The sequence below is a fragment of the Kitasatospora cineracea genome, from assembly GCF_003751605.1.
Classification (GTDB): domain Bacteria; phylum Actinomycetota; class Actinomycetes; order Streptomycetales; family Streptomycetaceae; genus Kitasatospora; species Kitasatospora cineracea.
Genome location: NZ_RJVJ01000001.1, coordinates 2,714,419 through 2,732,658 on the forward strand (window position 1 = coordinate 2,714,419; position 18,240 = coordinate 2,732,658).

Annotated in this window: 12 protein-coding genes and 3 rRNA genes; 14 read left to right on the forward strand and 1 reads right to left on the reverse strand. The window is 69.1% G+C overall.

Features of this window, described 5'->3' with window-relative positions; translation table 11 throughout:
• Window positions 1–303 precede the first annotated feature (303 nt).
• The 10 genes from trpS to EDD39_RS12510 all read left to right on the forward strand — a co-directional run bounded on the left by trpS (window position 304) and on the right by EDD39_RS12510 (window position 12,699).
• Window positions 304–1,332 carry a tryptophan--tRNA ligase gene (trpS, locus tag EDD39_RS12465; RefSeq protein ID WP_123555602.1) on the forward strand — a complete coding sequence of 343 codons (1,029 nt, stop codon included), beginning with the start codon at window positions 304–306 and terminating at the stop codon, window positions 1,330–1,332.
• Between the two features lie 234 nt (window positions 1,333–1,566).
• On the forward strand, window positions 1,567–2,496 hold the full coding sequence (locus EDD39_RS12470) for a S66 peptidase family protein (RefSeq protein ID WP_123555604.1): 930 nt from the start codon (window positions 1,567–1,569) through the stop codon (window positions 2,494–2,496).
• A 10-nt stretch (window positions 2,497–2,506) separates the two neighbouring features.
• Window positions 2,507–3,223, forward strand: a complete 717-nt coding sequence (locus EDD39_RS12475) for a nucleoside/nucleotide kinase family protein (RefSeq protein WP_123555605.1) — start codon at window positions 2,507–2,509, stop codon at window positions 3,221–3,223.
• A 509-nt stretch (window positions 3,224–3,732) separates the two neighbouring features.
• Window positions 3,733–5,249, forward strand: a 16S ribosomal RNA gene (locus EDD39_RS12480).
• A gap of 285 nt (window positions 5,250–5,534) precedes the next feature.
• Window positions 5,535–8,640, forward strand: a 23S ribosomal RNA gene (locus EDD39_RS12485).
• Between the two features lie 82 nt (window positions 8,641–8,722).
• A 5S ribosomal RNA gene (gene rrf / locus EDD39_RS12490) occupies window positions 8,723–8,839 on the forward strand.
• Together the 16S, 23S and 5S rRNA genes form the textbook arrangement of a ribosomal RNA operon.
• Window positions 8,840–8,946: 107 nt before the next feature.
• Window positions 8,947–9,651: a SigE family RNA polymerase sigma factor gene (locus tag EDD39_RS42030; RefSeq protein WP_123555607.1), complete on the forward strand. Its 705-nt coding sequence runs from the start codon at window positions 8,947–8,949 to the stop codon at window positions 9,649–9,651.
• On the forward strand, window positions 9,644–10,777 hold the full coding sequence (locus tag EDD39_RS42035) for a hypothetical protein (protein WP_123555609.1): 1,134 nt from the start codon (window positions 9,644–9,646) through the stop codon (window positions 10,775–10,777). Before EDD39_RS42030 ends, EDD39_RS42035 begins: the two co-directional genes overlap by 8 nt.
• Before the next feature lie 393 nt (window positions 10,778–11,170).
• Window positions 11,171–12,019: an ABC transporter ATP-binding protein gene (locus EDD39_RS12505; RefSeq protein ID WP_244257175.1), complete on the forward strand. Its 849-nt coding sequence runs from the start codon at window positions 11,171–11,173 to the stop codon at window positions 12,017–12,019.
• Window positions 12,020–12,030: 11 nt separating this feature from the next.
• Window positions 12,031–12,699, forward strand: a complete 669-nt coding sequence (locus EDD39_RS12510; protein ID WP_232794831.1) for an ABC transporter ATP-binding protein — start codon at window positions 12,031–12,033, stop codon at window positions 12,697–12,699.
• 62 nt (window positions 12,700–12,761) lie between these two features.
• Here the strand turns inward: EDD39_RS12510 and EDD39_RS12515 are convergent, their stop codons facing one another.
• Window positions 12,762–13,595 (reverse strand): patatin-like phospholipase family protein, encoded by an 834-nt coding sequence (locus EDD39_RS12515; RefSeq protein WP_123555613.1) that lies wholly within the window; start codon window positions 13,593–13,595, stop codon window positions 12,762–12,764.
• A 138-nt stretch (window positions 13,596–13,733) separates the two neighbouring features.
• Between EDD39_RS12515 and EDD39_RS12520 the strand changes: the two genes are divergently transcribed.
• From EDD39_RS12520 to EDD39_RS12535, 4 genes are all read left to right on the forward strand, one after another.
• Window positions 13,734–16,292, forward strand: coding sequence for a sensor histidine kinase (locus EDD39_RS12520; protein WP_123555615.1), 2,559 nt, complete (start codon window positions 13,734–13,736; stop codon window positions 16,290–16,292).
• Entirely contained in the window at window positions 16,289–16,969 is a 681-nt protein-coding gene (locus tag EDD39_RS12525) for a response regulator (RefSeq protein WP_123555617.1), read from the forward strand. Before EDD39_RS12520 ends, EDD39_RS12525 begins: the two co-directional genes overlap by 4 nt.
• A 77-nt stretch (window positions 16,970–17,046) precedes the next feature.
• Window positions 17,047–17,457: an OB-fold nucleic acid binding domain-containing protein gene (locus EDD39_RS12530; RefSeq protein ID WP_033216968.1), complete on the forward strand. Its 411-nt coding sequence runs from the start codon at window positions 17,047–17,049 to the stop codon at window positions 17,455–17,457.
• A gap of 17 nt (window positions 17,458–17,474) precedes the next feature.
• Window positions 17,475–18,203 carry a DUF3159 domain-containing protein gene (locus EDD39_RS12535; RefSeq protein WP_244256698.1) on the forward strand — a complete coding sequence of 243 codons (729 nt, stop codon included), beginning with the start codon at window positions 17,475–17,477 and terminating at the stop codon, window positions 18,201–18,203.
• Window positions 18,204–18,240: the final 37 nt, after the last annotated feature.

The window sequence follows — 18,240 nt, forward strand, 5'->3', positions numbered from 1 at the left end:
CCCCTCCGGATTCTGAGCTCGCCCGATCCTGCACCACCGGCGCGCGTCGGGCCAAGGGACGTACGTGCACACCCGATGGTTCCCGTCCGCAGGGCCAAACCCGTTGCGGGCCCGAAGCGCCGGGCTATGGTGGGAGGCATGTCTCTCACGTCATGCCTGCGCTGGTGGCCGTCCTAGGACGGCCGTCCCCCACGCATGACCCCAGGGCCGTCCGCAAGGACGGCCCCGGCACGAGCACCTCGGACGGACCAGGGCCCACCCCGGCGGGCGGCCACCAGCCGCAACCGAGGAGCCCACCCCGCCATGACCACCACCACCCCCGACACCGCGAACCCACTGGTCGCAGCCACCGCCGCAGGACACCACCGGATCCTGACCGGCGACCGCCCCACCGGGCCGCTGCACCTCGGCCACTACTTCGGGACGCTCCGGAACCGGGTCGAACTCCAGTCACGAGGGCTCGAGTTGATGATCGTGATCCCCGACTACCAGGTGATCACCGACCGGGACCGCGCCGACCGCCTCTCCGAACACGCGGAGAACCTCGTGCTCGACTACCTGGCCGCCGGCGTCGACCCGGAGCGCGCCACGATCTTCACCCACAGCGCCGTCCCCGCGCTCAACCAACTGATGCTGCCCTTCCTCAGCCTGGTCAGCGTCGCCGAACTCTCCCGCAACCCCACCGTCAAGGACGAGATCACCCACTCCCGACAGGCCGCCGTCAGCGGGCTGATGTTCACCTACCCCGTCCACCAGGCCGCCGACATCCTGTTCTGCAAGGCCGACCTCGTCCCGGTCGGCCAGGACCAACTACCGCACCTCGAAGTCACCCGCACCGTCGCCCGCCGCTTCAACGACCGCTACGCCCCACTGTTCCCCGAACCGCAGGCCCTGCTCTCCCGCGCACCCCTGCTCCTCGGCACCGACGCCGGCAAGATGAGCAAGAGCCGGGGCAACGCCATCGCGCTCGGCGCCGACGAGGACGAGACCGCCCGGCTGCTCCGCGGCGCCGTCACCGACCCCGACCGCCACATCACCTACGACCCCGAGAACCGCCCCGGCGTCTCCAACCTCCTGCTGCTCACCGCCCTCTGCCAGGACCGCGACCCGCACACCGTCGCCGAGGAGATCGGCAACGGCGGCGCCGCCCTGCTCAAGCGCACCACCACCGAAGCGGTCAACGAGTACTTCCGCCCGCTGCGGGACCGCCGCGCCGAACTCGCCGCCGACCGCACCGTCCTGCGCGAAGTCCTGCACGCCGGAAACGCCCGCGCCAACGCCGTCGCCGACCGCACCCTCGCCGAAGTGCGCACCGCCATGGACACCTTCTGACCCCCGCCCCACCGCACCCCGGGCTGCCGACGCCCCCCGGTACCCCGCCTCCGGGGCCGTCGGCAGCCTGACGGGGCGACAGCGGCAGCACCGGGATGGGCCGTTCCCGGACGGGGGATACCGTCAGCAGGCGGAACAACGGCCGGCCGCTCCGCCGAGCCCGCCGCCGTCCGTCCCCAGCCGTTCCCCTCCACCCTCACCCGTCCCCGTTCGCGCTCCCCGAAGGAGTACCGGATGTCCCTGCGCCCGCTCCGCCCCGGCGACCGGGTCGCCCTCGCCGCCCCCAGCGGCGCGATCGACCCCGCCCGACTCGACCTCGGCATCGACATCGTCCGCTCCTGGGGCCTGGACCCGGTGGTCCTCCCGCACCTCCGCGACACCCACCCCACCCTGCCGCACCTGGCCGGAGCCGACGCCCACCGCGCCGCCGACCTGCAGTCCGCCTGGCTCGACCCCGACGTCGCCGCCGTCCTCTGCGTCCGCGGCGGCTTCGGCGCGCACCGGATGGTCGACCTCCTCGACTGGGACGCGATGCGGGCCGCGCCGCCGAAGCCCCTGGTCGGCTTCAGCGACATCACCGTCCTGCACGAAGCCGTCGCCCAGCGGCTCGGCGCCCCCACCCTCTACGGCCCGATGCCCGGCACCACCGTCTTCAGCACCGACCCCGCCACCGCCGAACACCTGCGCCGCACCCTCTTCGAACCCGCCACCACCACCATCCTCACCGGCCCCGACGCCATCCCCCTCGTCCCCGGACGGGCCCACGGCGTCCTGATGGGCGGCTGCGCCTCCCTGCTCGCCGCCGACCGCGGCACCCCCGGCGCCCGCCCGTCCTTCGCCGGCGGCCTGCTCATCCTGGAGGACATCAACGAGCAGCCCTACCAGCTCGACCGGATCCTCACCCAGCTCCGCCGCAGCGGCGCCCTCGACGGACTGGCCGGCGTGGTCCTCGGCTCCTGGGACGGCTGCGGCCCGCTCGACGGCGTCCGCGCCGTGATGCTCGACCACTTCGGCGACCTCGGCGTCCCCGTCCTGTGGGAGCTCGGCTTCGGCCACTGCCCGTCCTCGATCACCGTCCCGCTCGGTGTCCCCGCCACCCTCGACGCCGACGCCGGCACCCTCACCCTCGACGCACCCGTTCTCAGCGCCCCTACCGGCGCGTAGGGTGCGATCCATGCACGTCGAAGGCACCCCCAGCACCGCCCCCGCCACCGAGCAGCCCGCCACCGCGGAGCAGGCAGTGGCCCGAGCCCTCGGTCTGCTCCGCGGCCCCGGCAGCGGCACCGGCCGGACCGTCCTCGGCCTGACCGGACCGCCCGCCGCCGGAAAGTCCACCCTCGCGCACCTCCTGATCGACGAGATCAACCGCCACGAGGGCCCCGACACCGCCGCCTACCTCCCCCTCGACGGCTTCCACCTCTCCAACGCCCAGCTCGACCGCCTCGACCTGCGCCCCCGCAAGGGCGCCCCCGAGACCTTCGACGCCCACGGCTACCTGGCACTCCTGCAGCGCGTCGCCACCGACCGCTTCCACGAGGTCTACGCCCCCGACTTCGACCGCGCCCTGGACGAACCCGTCGCCGCCCGCCACCTCATCCGCCCCCACACCCGCCTCGTCATCACCGAGGGCAACTACCTCGCCGCCCCCACCACCCCCTGGACGGACGCCCGCGCCCTGCTGCGCGAACTCTGGTACGTCGACGCGGACGAGACCACCCGCGACACCCGCCTGCTCGCCCGCCACACCACCGGCGGCCAGGACCCGACGACCGCCCGCCGGCGCATCGACAGCAACGACCGCCCCAACACCGCCTACGTGGCGACCACCCGCGCGGCCTGCGACTGGGTGGTCCACCCGGGCGAGTTTGCACCTGCCCGCCAATCGGCGTAGTGTTCACTAGTCGCTCGGCAGGGAGCACTGGACACGCATCTGTGTGGACGGTCCCGGGGCGGCCAATCCCTTGAGAAACCAGTTCGATGATCCGTGACGGGTCGCGTCTCTTTCGCGTCCCCGTTCGTATTTTCGGCGTGTGCTTTTCCGGAGATTGCGGCCGATTCGCTTTCAGGAGCGGGGATCGGCTAGAGTTTGAAACGTCGGACGGGGCGTCAAGCCGCAGAAGACGAAAGCGAGTCGGGAAAGAGCACAAGCTCGGATCTGATAAGCTGGGAACACGAAAGAACGAAGCGCCCGGAGATACGGTCGGAAGGCCGGTCGAAGGAAGTGTCCGTTCCTTGAGAACTCAACAGCGTGCCAAAAGTCAACGCCAGATATGTTGACATCCCCGGCCTCGACGTCTCGTCGGGGTTGGAGATTCCTTTTGAAGTAAAACACTAGCGAGGACGCAGTGCACGGGGCCGCCTTATTCCGGTGGCTGCTGTGCCGCTCTTTCGTGAAAAGCATTCACGGAGAGTTTGATCCTGGCTCAGGACGAACGCTGGCGGCGTGCTTAACACATGCAAGTCGAACGGTGAAGCCCTTCGGGGTGGATCAGTGGCGAACGGGTGAGTAACACGTGGGGAATCTGCCCTGAACTCTGGGACAAGCCTTGGAAACGAGGTCTAATACCGGATACGACCGTCTCCCGCATGGGGGCCGGTGGAAAGCTCCGGCGGTTCAGGATGATCCCGCGGCCTATCAGCTTGTTGGTGGGGTAACGGCCCACCAAGGCGACGACGGGTAGCCGGCCTGAGAGGGCGACCGGCCACACTGGGACTGAGACACGGCCCAGACTCCTACGGGAGGCAGCAGTGGGGAATATTGCACAATGGGCGAAAGCCTGATGCAGCGACGCCGCGTGAGGGATGACGGCCTTCGGGTTGTAAACCTCTTTCAGCAGGGAAGAAGCGCAAGTGACGGTACCTGCAGAAGAAGCACCGGCTAACTACGTGCCAGCAGCCGCGGTAATACGTAGGGTGCGAGCGTTGTCCGGAATTATTGGGCGTAAAGAGCTCGTAGGCGGCCTGTCGCGTCGGATGTGAAAGCCCGGGGCTCAACCCCGGGTCTGCATTCGATACGGGCAGGCTGGAGTGTGGTAGGGGAGATCGGAATTCCTGGTGTAGCGGTGAAATGCGCAGATATCAGGAGGAACACCGGTGGCGAAGGCGGATCTCTGGGCCATTACTGACGCTGAGGAGCGAAAGCGTGGGGAGCGAACAGGATTAGATACCCTGGTAGTCCACGCCGTAAACGTTGGGAACTAGGTGTTGGCGACATTCCACGTCGTCGGTGCCGCAGCTAACGCATTAAGTTCCCCGCCTGGGGAGTACGGCCGCAAGGCTAAAACTCAAAGGAATTGACGGGGGCCCGCACAAGCAGCGGAGCATGTGGCTTAATTCGACGCAACGCGAAGAACCTTACCAAGGCTTGACATACACCGGAAACTGGTAGAGATATCGGCCCCCTTGTGGTCGGTGTACAGGTGGTGCATGGTTGTCGTCAGCTCGTGTCGTGAGATGTTGGGTTAAGTCCCGCAACGAGCGCAACCCTTGTTCTGTGTTGCCAGCGAGTAATGTCGGGGACTCACAGGAGACTGCCGGGGTCAACTCGGAGGAAGGTGGGGACGACGTCAAATCATCATGCCCCTTATGTCTTGGGCTGCACACGTGCTACAATGGCCGGTACAAAGGGCTGCGATGCCGCGAGGCGGAGCGAATCCCAAAAAGCCGGTCTCAGTTCGGATTGGGGTCTGCAACTCGACCCCATGAAGTTGGAGTTGCTAGTAATCGCAGATCAGCATGCTGCGGTGAATACGTTCCCGGGCCTTGTACACACCGCCCGTCACGTCACGAAAGTCGGTAACACCCGAAGCCGGTGGCCTAACCCGTAAGGGGAGGAGCCGTCGAAGGTGGGACCAGCGATTGGGACGAAGTCGTAACAAGGTAGCCGTACCGGAAGGTGCGGCTGGATCACCTCCTTTCTAAGGAGCACACGGCAGCTTCGGGCGAATGTCCCGGAGTGCTAGCTCATGGGTGGAACGTTGACTATTCGGCACAGGAAGCGAACAGGTCGCCAGTACTGCCCCCTCGGGGCGTGGAAAGCGGTTCTCTGGGAGTGACTGTGCCGGGCACGTTGTTGGGTCCTGAGGGAACGAGTGATCGTTTTCTCATGGATGCCGGCCTCATGCCGGGCGCTCCTGTCAGGGGTGTCGGGTTTGGGTGTCTGGTCGTTGTTTGAGAACTGCACAGTGGACGCGAGCATCTGTGGCCAAGTTTTTAAGGGCGCACGGTGGATGCCTTGGCACCAGGAACCGATGAAGGACGTGGGAGGCCGCGATAGGCCCCGGGGAGCTGTCAACCGAGCTTTGATCCGGGGGTGTCCGAATGGGGAAACCCGGCAGTCGTCATGGGCTGTCACCCGTACCTGAACACATAGGGTGCGTGGAGGGAACGCGGGGAAGTGAAACATCTCAGTACCCGCAGGAAGAGAAAACAACCGTGATTCCGGGAGTAGTGGCGAGCGAAACCGGATGAGGCCAAACCGTTGTGGTGTGAGACCCGGCAGGGGTTGCCACGACGGGGTTGTGGGAAAGTTCTTCAGTCGTCTGCCGGCGGCTGGGCGAGTCAGAAACCGTATGGGTAGTCGAAGGACATGCGAAAGGTCCGGCGTAGAGGGTAAGACCCCCGTAGACGAAATCTGTACGGCTCGCTTGAGCTTCTCCCAAGTAGCACGGGGCCCGAGAAATCCCGTGTGAATCTGGCGGGACCACCCGCTAAGCCTAAATATTCCCTGGTGACCGATAGCGGATAGTACCGTGAGGGAATGGTGAAAAGTACCGCGGGAGCGGAGTGAAATAGTACCTGAAACCGTGTGCCTACAAGCCGTGGGGGCAGCCTTCGGGCTGTGACTGCGTGCCTTTTGAAGAATGAGCCTGCGAGTTTGCGGTGTGTAGCGAGGTTAACCCGTGTGGGGTAGCCGTAGCGAAAGCGAGTCCGAATAGGGCGATCGAGTTGCATGCCCAAGACCCGAAGCGGAGTGATCTAGCCATGGGCAGGTTGAAGCGCGGGTAAGACCGTGTGGAGGACCGAACCCACCAGGGTTGAAAACCTGGGGGATGACCTGTGGTTAGGGGTGAAAGGCCAATCAAACTCCGTGATAGCTGGTTCTCCCCGAAATGCATTTAGGTGCAGCGTCGCGTGTTTCTTGCCGGAGGTAGAGCACTGGATAGGCGATGGGCCTTACCGGGTTACTGACCTTAGCCAAACTCCGAATGCCGGTAAGTGAGAGCGCGGCAGTGAGACTGTGGGGGATAAGCTCCATGGTCGAGAGGGAAACAGCCCAGAACACCGACTAAGGTCCCTAAGCGTGTGCTAAGTGGGAAAGGATGTGGAGTCGCAGAGACAACCAGGAGGTTGGCTTAGAAGCAGCCACCCTTGAAAGAGTGCGTAATAGCTCACTGGTCAAGTGATTCCGCGCCGACAATGTAGCGGGGCTCAAGCACACCACCGAAGTCGTGTCATTGCAGCAATACCCCCAACGGGGGCTGTGATGGGTAGGGGAGCGTCGTGTGCCGGGTGAAGCAGCCGAGGAATCGAGTTGTGGACGGTTCACGAGTGAGAATGCAGGCATGAGTAGCGATACAAGAGTGGGAAACTCTTGCGCCGATTGACCAAGGGTTCCTGGGTCAAGCTGATCTGCCCAGGGTAAGTCGGGACCTAAGGCGAGGCCGACAGGCGTAGTCGATGGACAACGGGTTGATATTCCCGTACCCGCTTTGAAGCGCCAACGTCGAACCTCTTGATGCTAAGCCCGTGAAGCCGGCCCGGAGTCTTCGGACAAAGGGACGTGGTGGAGCCGGTGACCCAACGGGGTAGTAGGTGAGCGATGGGGTGACGCAGGAAGGTAGTCCAGCCCGGGCGGTGGTAGTCCCGGGGTAAGGGTGTAGGCCGGACGGTAGGCAAATCCGCCGTTCATTAAGGCTGAGACCTGATGCCGAGCCGATTGTGGTGAAGTGGATGATCCTATGCTGTCGAGAAAAGCCTCTAGCGAGTTTCATGGCGGCCCGTACCCCAAACCGACTCAGGTGGTCAGGTAGAGAATACCGAGGCGTTCGGGTGAACTGTGGTTAAGGAACTCGGCAAAATGCCCCCGTAACTTCGGGAGAAGGGGGGCCATTGCTGGTGACGGGACTTGCTCCCCGAGCTGGTGGTGGCCGCAGAGACCAGCGAGAAGCGACTGTTTACTAAAAACACAGGTCCGTGCGAAGCCGTAAGGCGATGTATACGGACTGACGCCTGCCCGGTGCTGGAACGTTAAGGGGACCGGTTAGTCCGATTTCGGTCGGGCGAAGCTGAGAACTTAAGCGCCAGTAAACGGCGGTGGTAACTATAACCATCCTAAGGTAGCGAAATTCCTTGTCGGGTAAGTTCCGACCTGCACGAATGGCGTAACGACTTCTCGACTGTCTCAACCACAGGCCCGGTGAAATTGCATTACGAGTAAAGATGCTCGTTTCGCGCAGCAGGACGGAAAGACCCCGGGACCTTTACTATAGCTTGATATTGGTGTTCGGTTCGGCTTGTGTAGGATAGGTGGGAGACTGTGAAGCAGCAACGCCAGTTGTTGTGGAGTCGCCGTTGAAATACCACTCTGGTCGTGCTGGATGTCTAACCTGGGTCCGTGATCCGGATCAGGGACAGTGTCTGGTGGGTAGTTTAACTGGGGCGGTTGCCTCCTAAAGGGTAACGGAGGCGCCCAAAGGTTCCCTCAGCCTGGTTGGCAATCAGGTGTTGAGTGTAAGTGCACAAGGGAGCTTGACTGTGAGACTGACGGGTCGAGCAGGTACGAAAGTAGGGACTAGTGATCCGGCGGTGGCTTGTGGAAGCGCCGTCGCTCAACGGATAAAAGGTACCCCGGGGATAACAGGCTGATCTTCCCCAAGAGTCCATATCGACGGGATGGTTTGGCACCTCGATGTCGGCTCGTCGCATCCTGGGGCTGGAGTAGGTCCCAAGGGTTGGGCTGTTCGCCCATTAAAGCGGTACGCGAGCTGGGTTTAGAACGTCGTGAGACAGTTCGGTCCCTATCCGCTGTGCGCGTAGGAGTGTTGAGAAGGGCTGTCCCTAGTACGAGAGGACCGGGACGGACGAACCTCTGGTGTGCCAGTTGTCCTGCCAAGGGCATGGCTGGTTGGCTACGTTCGGGAGGGATAACCGCTGAAAGCATCTAAGCGGGAAGCCTGCTTCGAGATGAGCACTCCCACCTCCTTGAGAGGGTAAGGCTCCCAGTAGACGACTGGGTTGATAGGCCGGATATGGAAGCCCTGTGAGGGGTGGAGTTGACCGGTACTAATAGGCCGAGGGCTTGTCCTCAGTTGCTCGCGTCCACTGTGTTGTTCTGAAACAACGACCCCCGCCGGAGGGATCCGGCCGGGCGGCGACAGTTTCATAGTGTTTCGGTGGTCATAGCGTGAGGGAAACGCCCGGTTACATTCCGAACCCGGAAGCTAAGCCTCACAGCGCCGATGGTACTGCAGGGGGGACCCTGTGGGAGAGTAGGACGCCGCCGAACAATCATTCAAGAAAGGGCTCCAGCCGTCAGGCTGGGGCCCTTTCTGCATTTCCGGGCAGGGCCGGGAGTATTGCCGGGCGGGGCGGTGCACGGCACACTGTGGCGTCATGGTCGTGCAGCAGGGCGAGGGGGCCGGCGGCAGAGCCGGGCGGGGCGAAGACGACTTTCGGGCGTTCTACGAGGCGGCGTACGGGCAACTGGTGGCGCATCTGTACGCGCTGACGGGGGATCTGGGTGAGGCGCAGGACGCTGCCCAGGAGGCGTTCGTGCGGGCCTGGAACCACTGGGGGCGGTTGGTGTCGCACGAGAATCCGGTGGCGTGGGTGCGGTTGACGGGGCAGCGGATCGCCATCAGCCGGTGGCGGCGGGCCCGGACGGCGTTGCAGAGCTGGATCCGGCACGGGGACGGGCAGTCGCCGGTTCCGGGGCCGGGGCCGGAGACGGTGGCGTTGGTGGAGGCGTTGCGGCGGTTGCCGGAGGCGCAGCGGTCGGCGTTGGTGTGGCACCACATGGGGGGTCGTTCGGTGGCGGAGATCGCCGCGGACGAGGGGGTGCCGGTGGGGACGGTGAAAGCGCGATTGCACCGGGGGCGGCAGGCGTTGGCGGTGTTGTTGGGGGAAGAGCCGGCGGTGGTCGTCGAGGAGCCGGTGGGCGCGCCGCTGCGGCCGGTTCGGGCGGCTGCCGCGGGTGAGGGGCGGGGCGTGGCGGAGCAGCGGACGGCGGGGGACGACAGCGGTGAAGGGGGGCCGGTGGCGGTGGTGTTGACGGGGGAGCAGGTGCGGGTGGCGGAGGACTGCGGTTCGCATGTCTAGGTCCGAGCTACCGGAGGTGGATGAGGCGGAGGACCGTCCGGCGATCGGGGCTGCCCGGTTGGAGGCGATGTTCGACGGGCTGCGGCGTGAGGTGGTGCTGCGGGTGCCGGCGCCGGCGAGCGCGGAGGTGGTGCGGCGCGGGTCGCGGCGCAGGCGTCGGCGTCTGGCGGGTGCGGTGGCCGGGGCGGGGGTGCTGGGTGTCGCGGCGCTGTGGACGACGGTGTCGGTGGTGCCGGTGGGAGGCGAGCACGGGGTGGCGGGGGTGCCGGTGCAGCAGTCGGCGTTGCCGCGGCCGGGGGAGTCGGTGACGCTGGCGCTGCCGCAACTCCCTTCGCTCCCGCCGACCCTGACGCCGAATCCGGTTCCGAGGTCGACGACGGGTACGGGCATGCGGTCGACCGCGGTTCCGGCCGGGGAGGTGCTGCCGTTGGAGTCGGCGGAGCCGGAGGTGCGGGCGTTGGCGTTGGGGGTGGCGCGACTGCCGCGGGTGCTGGGCGGGTACGGCCCGTGGGCGGTGGCGCCGTCGCAGGCGAGCGCGTCGGCGAGCGCCGGCCCCCCGTCCTCCGCTACCGCTACCGCTAGCGCCGCCGCTACCGGCACGGCCACGGCCACGTCCTCCGGGACGGCATCGGCACCGGCGTCGGCACCGGCCTCGGCTTCGGTGTCGCCGTCCGCGGGCCCGGGTTCGCTGTTCGCGGAGGAGTGCCTGCCGTGGCTGGTGACGTCGGTGGGGGCGGAGCGGGTGTGGGGGGAGACGTACGCGGACGGTGGGACGGGCGGGGCGACGGCGCGTCAGTACGTGCTGAGCTTCGGGACGGTGGCGGACGCGGAGATCGCGCGGGCCCGGTTGCTGGGGGGCGGGGCGTGCGTCGAATCCGGTGCGGGTTGGACGGTGGAGGGGCGGGCGGTCGGGGTGGTGGCGCTGGGGTTGCGGCAGCCCTCCTCGGTGGCGGCGGCGGAGGAGGTCGCGGTGCACCTCCGCGGGTCGAAGGTGGCGGTGCTGATGGTGCACCGGGGCGGGCGCGGGGTGGCGCCGGAGACGGGGGCGTCGGACCCGTTCCGGGCTTCGGCGGCGGAGTTCCTGGCGCTGGGGGCGCCGGAGCAGTTGATCGTGCCGGTCGGCTGAGGACCAGAACCAGAACCAGAACCAGAACCAGGACCAGGGCAAGCCCAAGCGCAAGGGCAAGGAGCGGGAGGGCAGTGTGCGGGGGTTTCGAAAAAAGTTCGGAATCCCGTGCAACCCGCCCGCTTCGGACGGCGTTGGAGTGTTGGGACCGTCGCTGTGTGGGCGTCGGTCGAGGGGGAAGCGCGGGGCCGGACGGCGGGGGCAGAACAGGGGACTGCCCCCGCCGTCCGGCCCGGTGTCCTCCTGGCAGGGCCTGGTGGGACGAGGCCGTGGTGAGCCGTCGAGCTCCGGTCGGAGGGGGTGGGCGTGGGGGTCGAGGCCGTGGAGGCGGTGCCGGATCTTGCGGAGCTGCGCAGGAGGGCGGCCGCGGACGGGCCGCCGCCCGAGGAGGGCATGGTGGTGTGCGAGAACCTGGTGCGCATCCACCGTTCCGAGGGGGTGGAGGTGCAGGCCCTGCAGGGGCTGGACCTGGTGGTGGCGGACGGCGAGTTGATCGCGGTGGTCGGGGCCTCGGGTTCGGGGAAGTCGACGCTGCTGGGGATCCTCGCGGGGTTGGACGTGCCGACGGCGGGCAGTGCCCGGGTGGCGGGGCACGACCTGTTGGCGATGGGCAGGCGCGAGCGGCTGGACTTCCGGCGCCGGAAGGTCGGGTTCGTGTGGCAGCAGACGGCGCGCAACCTGCTGCCGTACCTGACGGCGGCGGAGAACGTGATGCTGCCGATGGGGTACGCGGGCGTGCCGCGGCGGGACCGGCGGCGGTTGGCGGGGGAGTTGCTGGAGCTGCTCGGGATCGGGCACCTGGCGGGTCGGCGGCCGGCCGAGTTGTCGGGCGGTGAGCAGCAGCGGGTGGCGATCGCGGTGGGGAACGCGAACTCCCCGGCGCTGCTGCTGGCGGACGAGCCGACGGGCGAGTTGGACAGTGCGACCAGCGAGGAGATCTTCGCGGCGCTGCGTTCGGTGAACGAGGAGTTGGGGGTGACGGTGCTGATCGTCACCCATGACCTTATGGTGGCGCAGGAAGTGCGCCGGACCGTGCGGATCCGCAACGGGCGGACCTCGACGGAGGTGCTGCGTCCCGAGCGGGGCGAGCCGGGGGTGGAGTACGCGGTCCTGGACCGGGTGGGCCGGCTGCAGTTGCCGTCGGACTTCACGGAGGCGTTGCAGCTCAGCCGTCGGGTGCGGTTGGCGTTGGAAGAGGACCACATCGGGGTGTGGCCGGCCGAGGAAGAGGTGCGCGGGTGAGCAGCGGTGCGATGGTGGTCGTGGAGGACGTGCACCGGACGTTCGGGGAGGGCGACCGGGCGGTGCACGCGGTGCGCGGGGTGTCGTTCACGGCAAAGGCCGGGGAGTTGACGGCGCTGCGGGGCCGGTCGGGTTCGGGCAAGACGACGCTGCTGAACCTGGTGGGCGGGCTGGACACGCCGTCCGCGGGGAAGATCAGCATCGCCGGGACGGACCTGGCGGGGCTGGACGAGGCGGGCCGGTTGGAGCTGCGGCGGGACCGGATCGGTTTCGTGTTCCAGTCGTTCGGCCTGATCTCGGTGCTGACGGCGGCGGAGAACGTCGGGGTGCCGATGCGGCTGCGCAAGGTGGCGGTGAAGGAGCGCGAGGAGCGGGTCCGGACGCTGCTGGCGATGGTGGGTCTGGCGGAGCACGCGGAGCAGCGGCCGACCGAGATGTCGGGCGGTCAGCAGCAGCGGGTGGCGGTGGCGCGGGCGTTGGCGAACGAGCCGGCGCTGCTGATCGCGGACGAGCCGACCGGCCAGCTGGACTCGGACACCGGGTTGGCGATCATGCAGTTGCTGCGCGCGGTGGTGCGCAGCGAGGGGGTGACGGCGCTGGTGGCGACGCACGACCCGCAGTTGATGGAGCTGGCGGACCGGGTGCTGGAGCTGCGGGACGGCAGGATCGTCGAGTCGTAGGCCGAAGGGGGCGGGGCGGGGGCGGCTGCCGTGCGGCGGGCCGTGCCCGCCCCGAACGGGCGTCAGGGCGTCCAGAGTTCGCGGACCTGGTCGGCGATCCGGTGGCCCTGGGCCCGGCCGGCTTCGGCGGAGGGGGTGCGGACGGTGGTGTCGAGCGGGTTGGGGCCGGCGGCGGCGAGGGAGTCCTCGTCGGGGGTGACGGCGAGGACGTACTGTCCGGCGGCTTCGAGCAGGGCCAGTTCGGGGGCGAGGAACGGGTCGGCCATCGGGGCGAGGACCAGGACGACGGGCTGGCCGGTCATCAGGTCGGCGTTGTTGGAGCTGCGGATGCCGCCGTCCATGTAGCGGTGGCCGTCGATCTCGACGGTGGGCCAGATGCCGGGGACGGCGCAGCTGGCGGCGACGGCGTCGACCAGGGGGACGCCGCTGTGCCGGTCGAAGGTGCGGGGGCGGCCGGTGTCGGCGTCGACGGCGGTGAGGGTGAGCGGCCAGGCGGGCCAGTCGCGGCCGGGGAGGCGGCCGGCGATGACGGCGAGCCGGTCGGCGGCCGGGACGGTGTCGGCGGCGAGGGCGAACGCGCCGACGCGGCGGCGCAGTTCGTCGGGGTCGGTGATCTCGGTGAGCAGGCCGTGGAAGGTTTCGAAGAGGGCGGCGACGGCTTCGGCGGGCGGGACGATCTCGTGGTTCTGGGCGGTCGGGTCGGTCTGCCGGCGGTAGAGCTCGGCGAGCGGGAGGCCGGAGGCGAGCTGGCCGGCGACGGTGGCGCCGGCGGAGGTGCCGAGGACGTGGTCGGCGGTGCCGGGGAGGTCGAGTCCGGTTTCGGCGAGGCCGTGCAGCAGGCCGGTCTCCCAGGAGATGCCGGCGAGTCCGCCGCCGCCGAGTACGAGTCCGCGCATGGGTGGTTCCCCCTCGAATTGTCGGATCCCCGGAATTCTGGCCCAATCGGCGGCCGGGGGCGTCAAGAAGTTGACAATTCTCGGCCCCGGCCCGTCTGATCAGCGGATATTGCGATTTTGGGCCGTAGTCTCTGACGCATGGTGCACACGGCCCGCGGCAGGCTGCGGATCTACCTCGGGGCGGCCCCCGGCGTCGGCAAGACCCACGCCATGCTGTCCGAGGCGCACCGGCGGATCGAACGCGGCGCGGACGTGGTGGTCGGCTTCGTGGAGACCCACGGCCGGGCCCGCACCGCCGAGTTGCTGGACGGCCTGGAGACCGTCCCGCGCCGGACGGTCACTCACCGGGGCGCCGAGTTCACCGAGCTGGACCTGGACGCGGTGCTGGCCCGCGACCCGGCGGTCGCGCTGGTCGACGAGCTCGCCCACACCAACGTCCCGGGCTCGCGCCACGCCAAGCGCTGGCAGGACGTGGAGGAGCTGCTGGCGGCCGGGATCGACGTGGTCTCCACCGTCAACGTCCAGCACCTGGAGTCGCTGGGGGACGTGGTCGAGGGCATCACCGGCGTCCGGCAGCGGGAGACCGTCCCGGACGAGGTGGTGCGCCGGGCGGACCAGATCGAGCTGGTCGACATGTCCCCGCAGGCGCTGCGCCGCCGCCTCGCGCACGGCAACGTGTACGCGCCGGACAAGGTGGACGCGGCGCTCGCGCACTACTTCCGGCCCGGCAACCTGACGGCGCTGCGCGAGCTGGCGCTGCTGTGGACGGCCGACCGGGTCGACGAGTACCTGCAGCGCTACCGGGCCGAGCAGGGCATCCAGGGCACCTGGCAGGCCCGGGAGCGGATCGTGGTCGGCCTGACCGGCGGCCCGGAGGGCGCCACGCTGGTGCGCCGGGCGGCCCGGATCGCGGCCCGGCACAGCGCGGGCGAGCTGCTGGCGGTGCACATCTCGCGCTCCGACGGGCTGTCCGGCTCCTCCCCGCGGGCGCTGATCGAGCAGCGGGCGCTGGTGGAGAGCCTGGGCGGCAGCTTCCACTCGGTGCTCGGCGACGACCCGGCGGCCGGGCTGCTGGACTTCGCCCGCGGCGTCAACGCCACCCAGATCGTGATCGGCACGAGCCGCCGCAGGGTCTGGCAGTACGTGTACGGACCGGGCGTCGGCTACACGGTGACCAGGGACTCCGGCGACATCGACGTCCACATGGTCAACCACGAGCACGCGGCGCGCGGCCGGGGCCGGATCCCGATCCGCAAGGTCACCGACCTGGGCCGGACCAGGACGGTCGCGGGCTGGGCGATCGGGGTGGCCGGGCCGCCGCTGCTGGCGCTGGCGCTCACGCAGCTGCACGGTCCGGGGCTCTCCACCGACATGCTGCTGTTCCTGTCGCTGACGGTGTGCGCGGCGCTGGTGGGCGGGCTGTTCCCGGCGATCGCCTCCGCGCTGGTGTCCTCCTCGGCGCTCAACTACTACTTCGCGCCCCCCATCCACACCTTCACCATCGCCCAGCCGGAGAACATCGTCGCGGTGGCGATCTTCGCCGCGGTCGGCATCGCGGTCGCCACCGTGGTCGACCTGGCGGCCCGGCGCAGCCACGTCGCGGCCCGGGCCCAGGCCGAGGCGCAGACGCTGTCCGCGCTGGCCGGCACGGTGCTGCGCGGCGCGCCCACCGGCGAGGGGGTGCTGACGGCGCTGCTGGAGCAGGTCCGGGAGACCTTCCAGCAGGAGGCGGTGGCGCTGCTGGAGCGGGCCGAGCCGCACGGGCCGTGGCAGGCCGCCGCCGCGGTGGGGCCGCGCCCGCCGACCGGGCCGGAGCGGGCCGACGTGGACGTCCCGGTCGGCGAGCGGCTCGCGCTGGTGCTGCGCGGCCGGGTGCTGCCCGCCGAGGACCGGCGGATGCTCGGCGCGTTCGCCAACCAGGCGGCCGTCCTGCTGGAGCGCCGCCGGCTGGCCGGGGAGGCGGCCGCGGCCCGCCGGGAGGCGGAGGGCAACCGGATCCGCACCGCGCTGCTGGCCGCCGTCTCGCACGACCTGCGCACCCCGCTGGCCGGGATCAAGGCGGCGGTCTCCTCGCTGCGCGCCGAGGACGTCGAGTGGGACCCGGAGGACGAGGCCGAGCTGCTGGCCGGGATCGAGTCCGGCGCGGACCGGCTCGACCACCTGATCAACAACCTGCTGGACATGAGCCGCCTGCAGACCGGCACCGTCACCCCGCTGCTGCAGCCCACCGACCTGGACGAGGTGGTGCCGTTCGCGCTGGGCGGCGTGCCGCCGGGCAGCGTGCGCCTCGACGTGGCGGAGTCGCTGCCGATGGTGCGGGCCGACGCCGGGCTGCTGGAGCGGGTGCTGGCCAACCTGGTGGAGAACGCCGTCAAGTACGGGCCGCCGAACTCACCCGTCCTGGTGAAGGCGGATCTGCTGGAGCGGGACGGCCGGGTCGAACTGCGGGTGGTCGACCGCGGACCGGGCGTCCCCGAGGAGGCCCGGGAGCGGATCTTCGCCCCGTTCCAGCGCCTCGGCGACGCCCCGCGCGGCGCCGGGGTGGGCCTCGGCCTGGCGGTGGCGCGCGGCTTCGCCGAGGCGATGGGCGGCACCGTCACCGCCGAGGACACCCCCGGCGGCGGGCTGACCATGGTGGTCTCGCTCCCCGCCGTCGAGCTGGCACTCCCCGACAAACGAAAGGCCGGTCCCGCATGACCCGGGTCCTCGTGGTGGACGACGAACCGCAGATCGTCCGCGCCCTGGTGATCAACCTCAAGGCCCGCAAGTACGAGGTGGACTCCGCGCACGACGGCGCGAGCGCCCTGGAACTGGCCGCCGCCCGGCACCCCGACGTGGTGGTCCTCGACCTGGGCCTGCCCGACATGGACGGCGTCGAGGTGATCCGCGGCCTGCGCGGCTGGACCAGGGTTCCGATCATCGTGCTGTCCGCCCGGCACGCCTCCGACGAGAAGGTCGAGGCGCTGGACGCCGGCGCCGACGACTACGTCACCAAGCCGTTCGGCATGGACGAGCTGCTGGCCCGGATGCGGGCCGCCGTCCGCCGGGCCGAACCGGTCACCGCCGAGGGCGAGTCGGTGATCACCACCGAGGGGTTCACCGTCGACCTGGCCGCGAAGAAGGTCAACCGCCGGGGCGCGGACGTCCGGCTCACCCCGACCGAGTGGCACCTGCTGGAGGTGCTGGTGCGCAACTCCGGGCGGCTGGTCAGCCAGACCCAGCTGCTCCAGGAGGTGTGGGGCCCCGCGTACCGCAAGGAGACCAACTACCTGCGGGTCTACCTGGCGCAGCTGCGCCGCAAGCTGGAGGCGGACCCCTCGCACCCCCGGCACTTCATCACCGAACCGGGCATGGGCTACCGCTTCGAGCCGTGACGGAGCACGGGCGGACGGGTGACCGGGCCCACCCGCGGACCTGCCGCCCGGCACCGGCGAACCGGTACCCTTCCGGCATGAGTGGTGACAACATCGGCGACCAGCCGCAGGGCCGTTTCCGCCGCATGCTGAGCCGGTTGACCTCCTCCTCCGAGGAGTTGGAGGCCGAGGAGCTGCGGCAGGACACCGCGGAGGCGGGCTGCACCCCGATCGCCGCCTGCGGCGACCGCGAGATCGTCACCGTCGCCGGCACCCTGCGCACCGTCACGCTCCGCCCGCGCGCGGGGGTGCCCGCGCTGGAGGCCGAGCTGTTCGACGGTACCGAGGCGCTGGACGTGGTGTGGCTGGGCCGGCGCTCGATCGTGGGCATAGAGCCGGGCCGCCGCCTCATCGCCAGCGGCCGGATCAGCCACGCACGCGGGCGCCGCGTGCTCTTCAATCCCCGCTACGAGCTGCGTCCGGTGGGACACGGGAGCGAGTCCGCGTGAGCAACGAGGCGATCAGGGTGACCGCACACGGTCCCAACGGCCCGCAGGACGACGGGCAGCCCGGGGTGTACGAGCAGCCCGCGGCCGAGCCGGAGCGGGACGCCTCGAAGGAGGCGGCCGAGACGGTGCTCAAGGCCTTCGGCGGCGTCCGCGGCATGATCGACATGACGCTGCCCGGCCTGGTGTACATCGTCGCGTTCAACATCACCCACAAGGTGCCGGTGGCCGCCTGGTCGGCGCTGGCGCTGTGCGCGGTGTTCGTGGTGCTCCGGCTGGCCCGCCGGGAGACCATCCAGCACGCCTTCTCCGGCGTGTTCGGCGTGGCGATCGGCGCCTGGATCTCGATGAAGACCGGCAAGGCCGAGGACTTCTACCTGCCGGGCCTGCTGTGGAACGTCGGCTACTGCCTGGCGCTGGCGGTCTCCGCCCTGGTGCGCTGGCCGATGATCGGCCTGATGCTCGGCCCGATCACCGGCGAGATGTTCACCTGGCGCAAGCAGAACCCCGGCCGGCTGGCCGCCTACACCAAGGCGACCTGGGCCTGGGTGCTGATCATGGGCCTGAAGCCGGTGATCCTGTTCCCGCTGTACTTCACCCACAACATCAACCTGCTGGGCTGGCTGAAGGTCGCGCTCGGCATCCCGCCGCTGCTGCTGGCGATGTACGTGACCTGGCGGATCCTGCTGACCGCGCCGCCGCCGATCAAGGCGGAGCTGGACGAGGACGAGGCGGAGCCGCGGAAGTGACGAAGCCGGAGGAGTGACCGGAGGGCCCCGCGCGGTG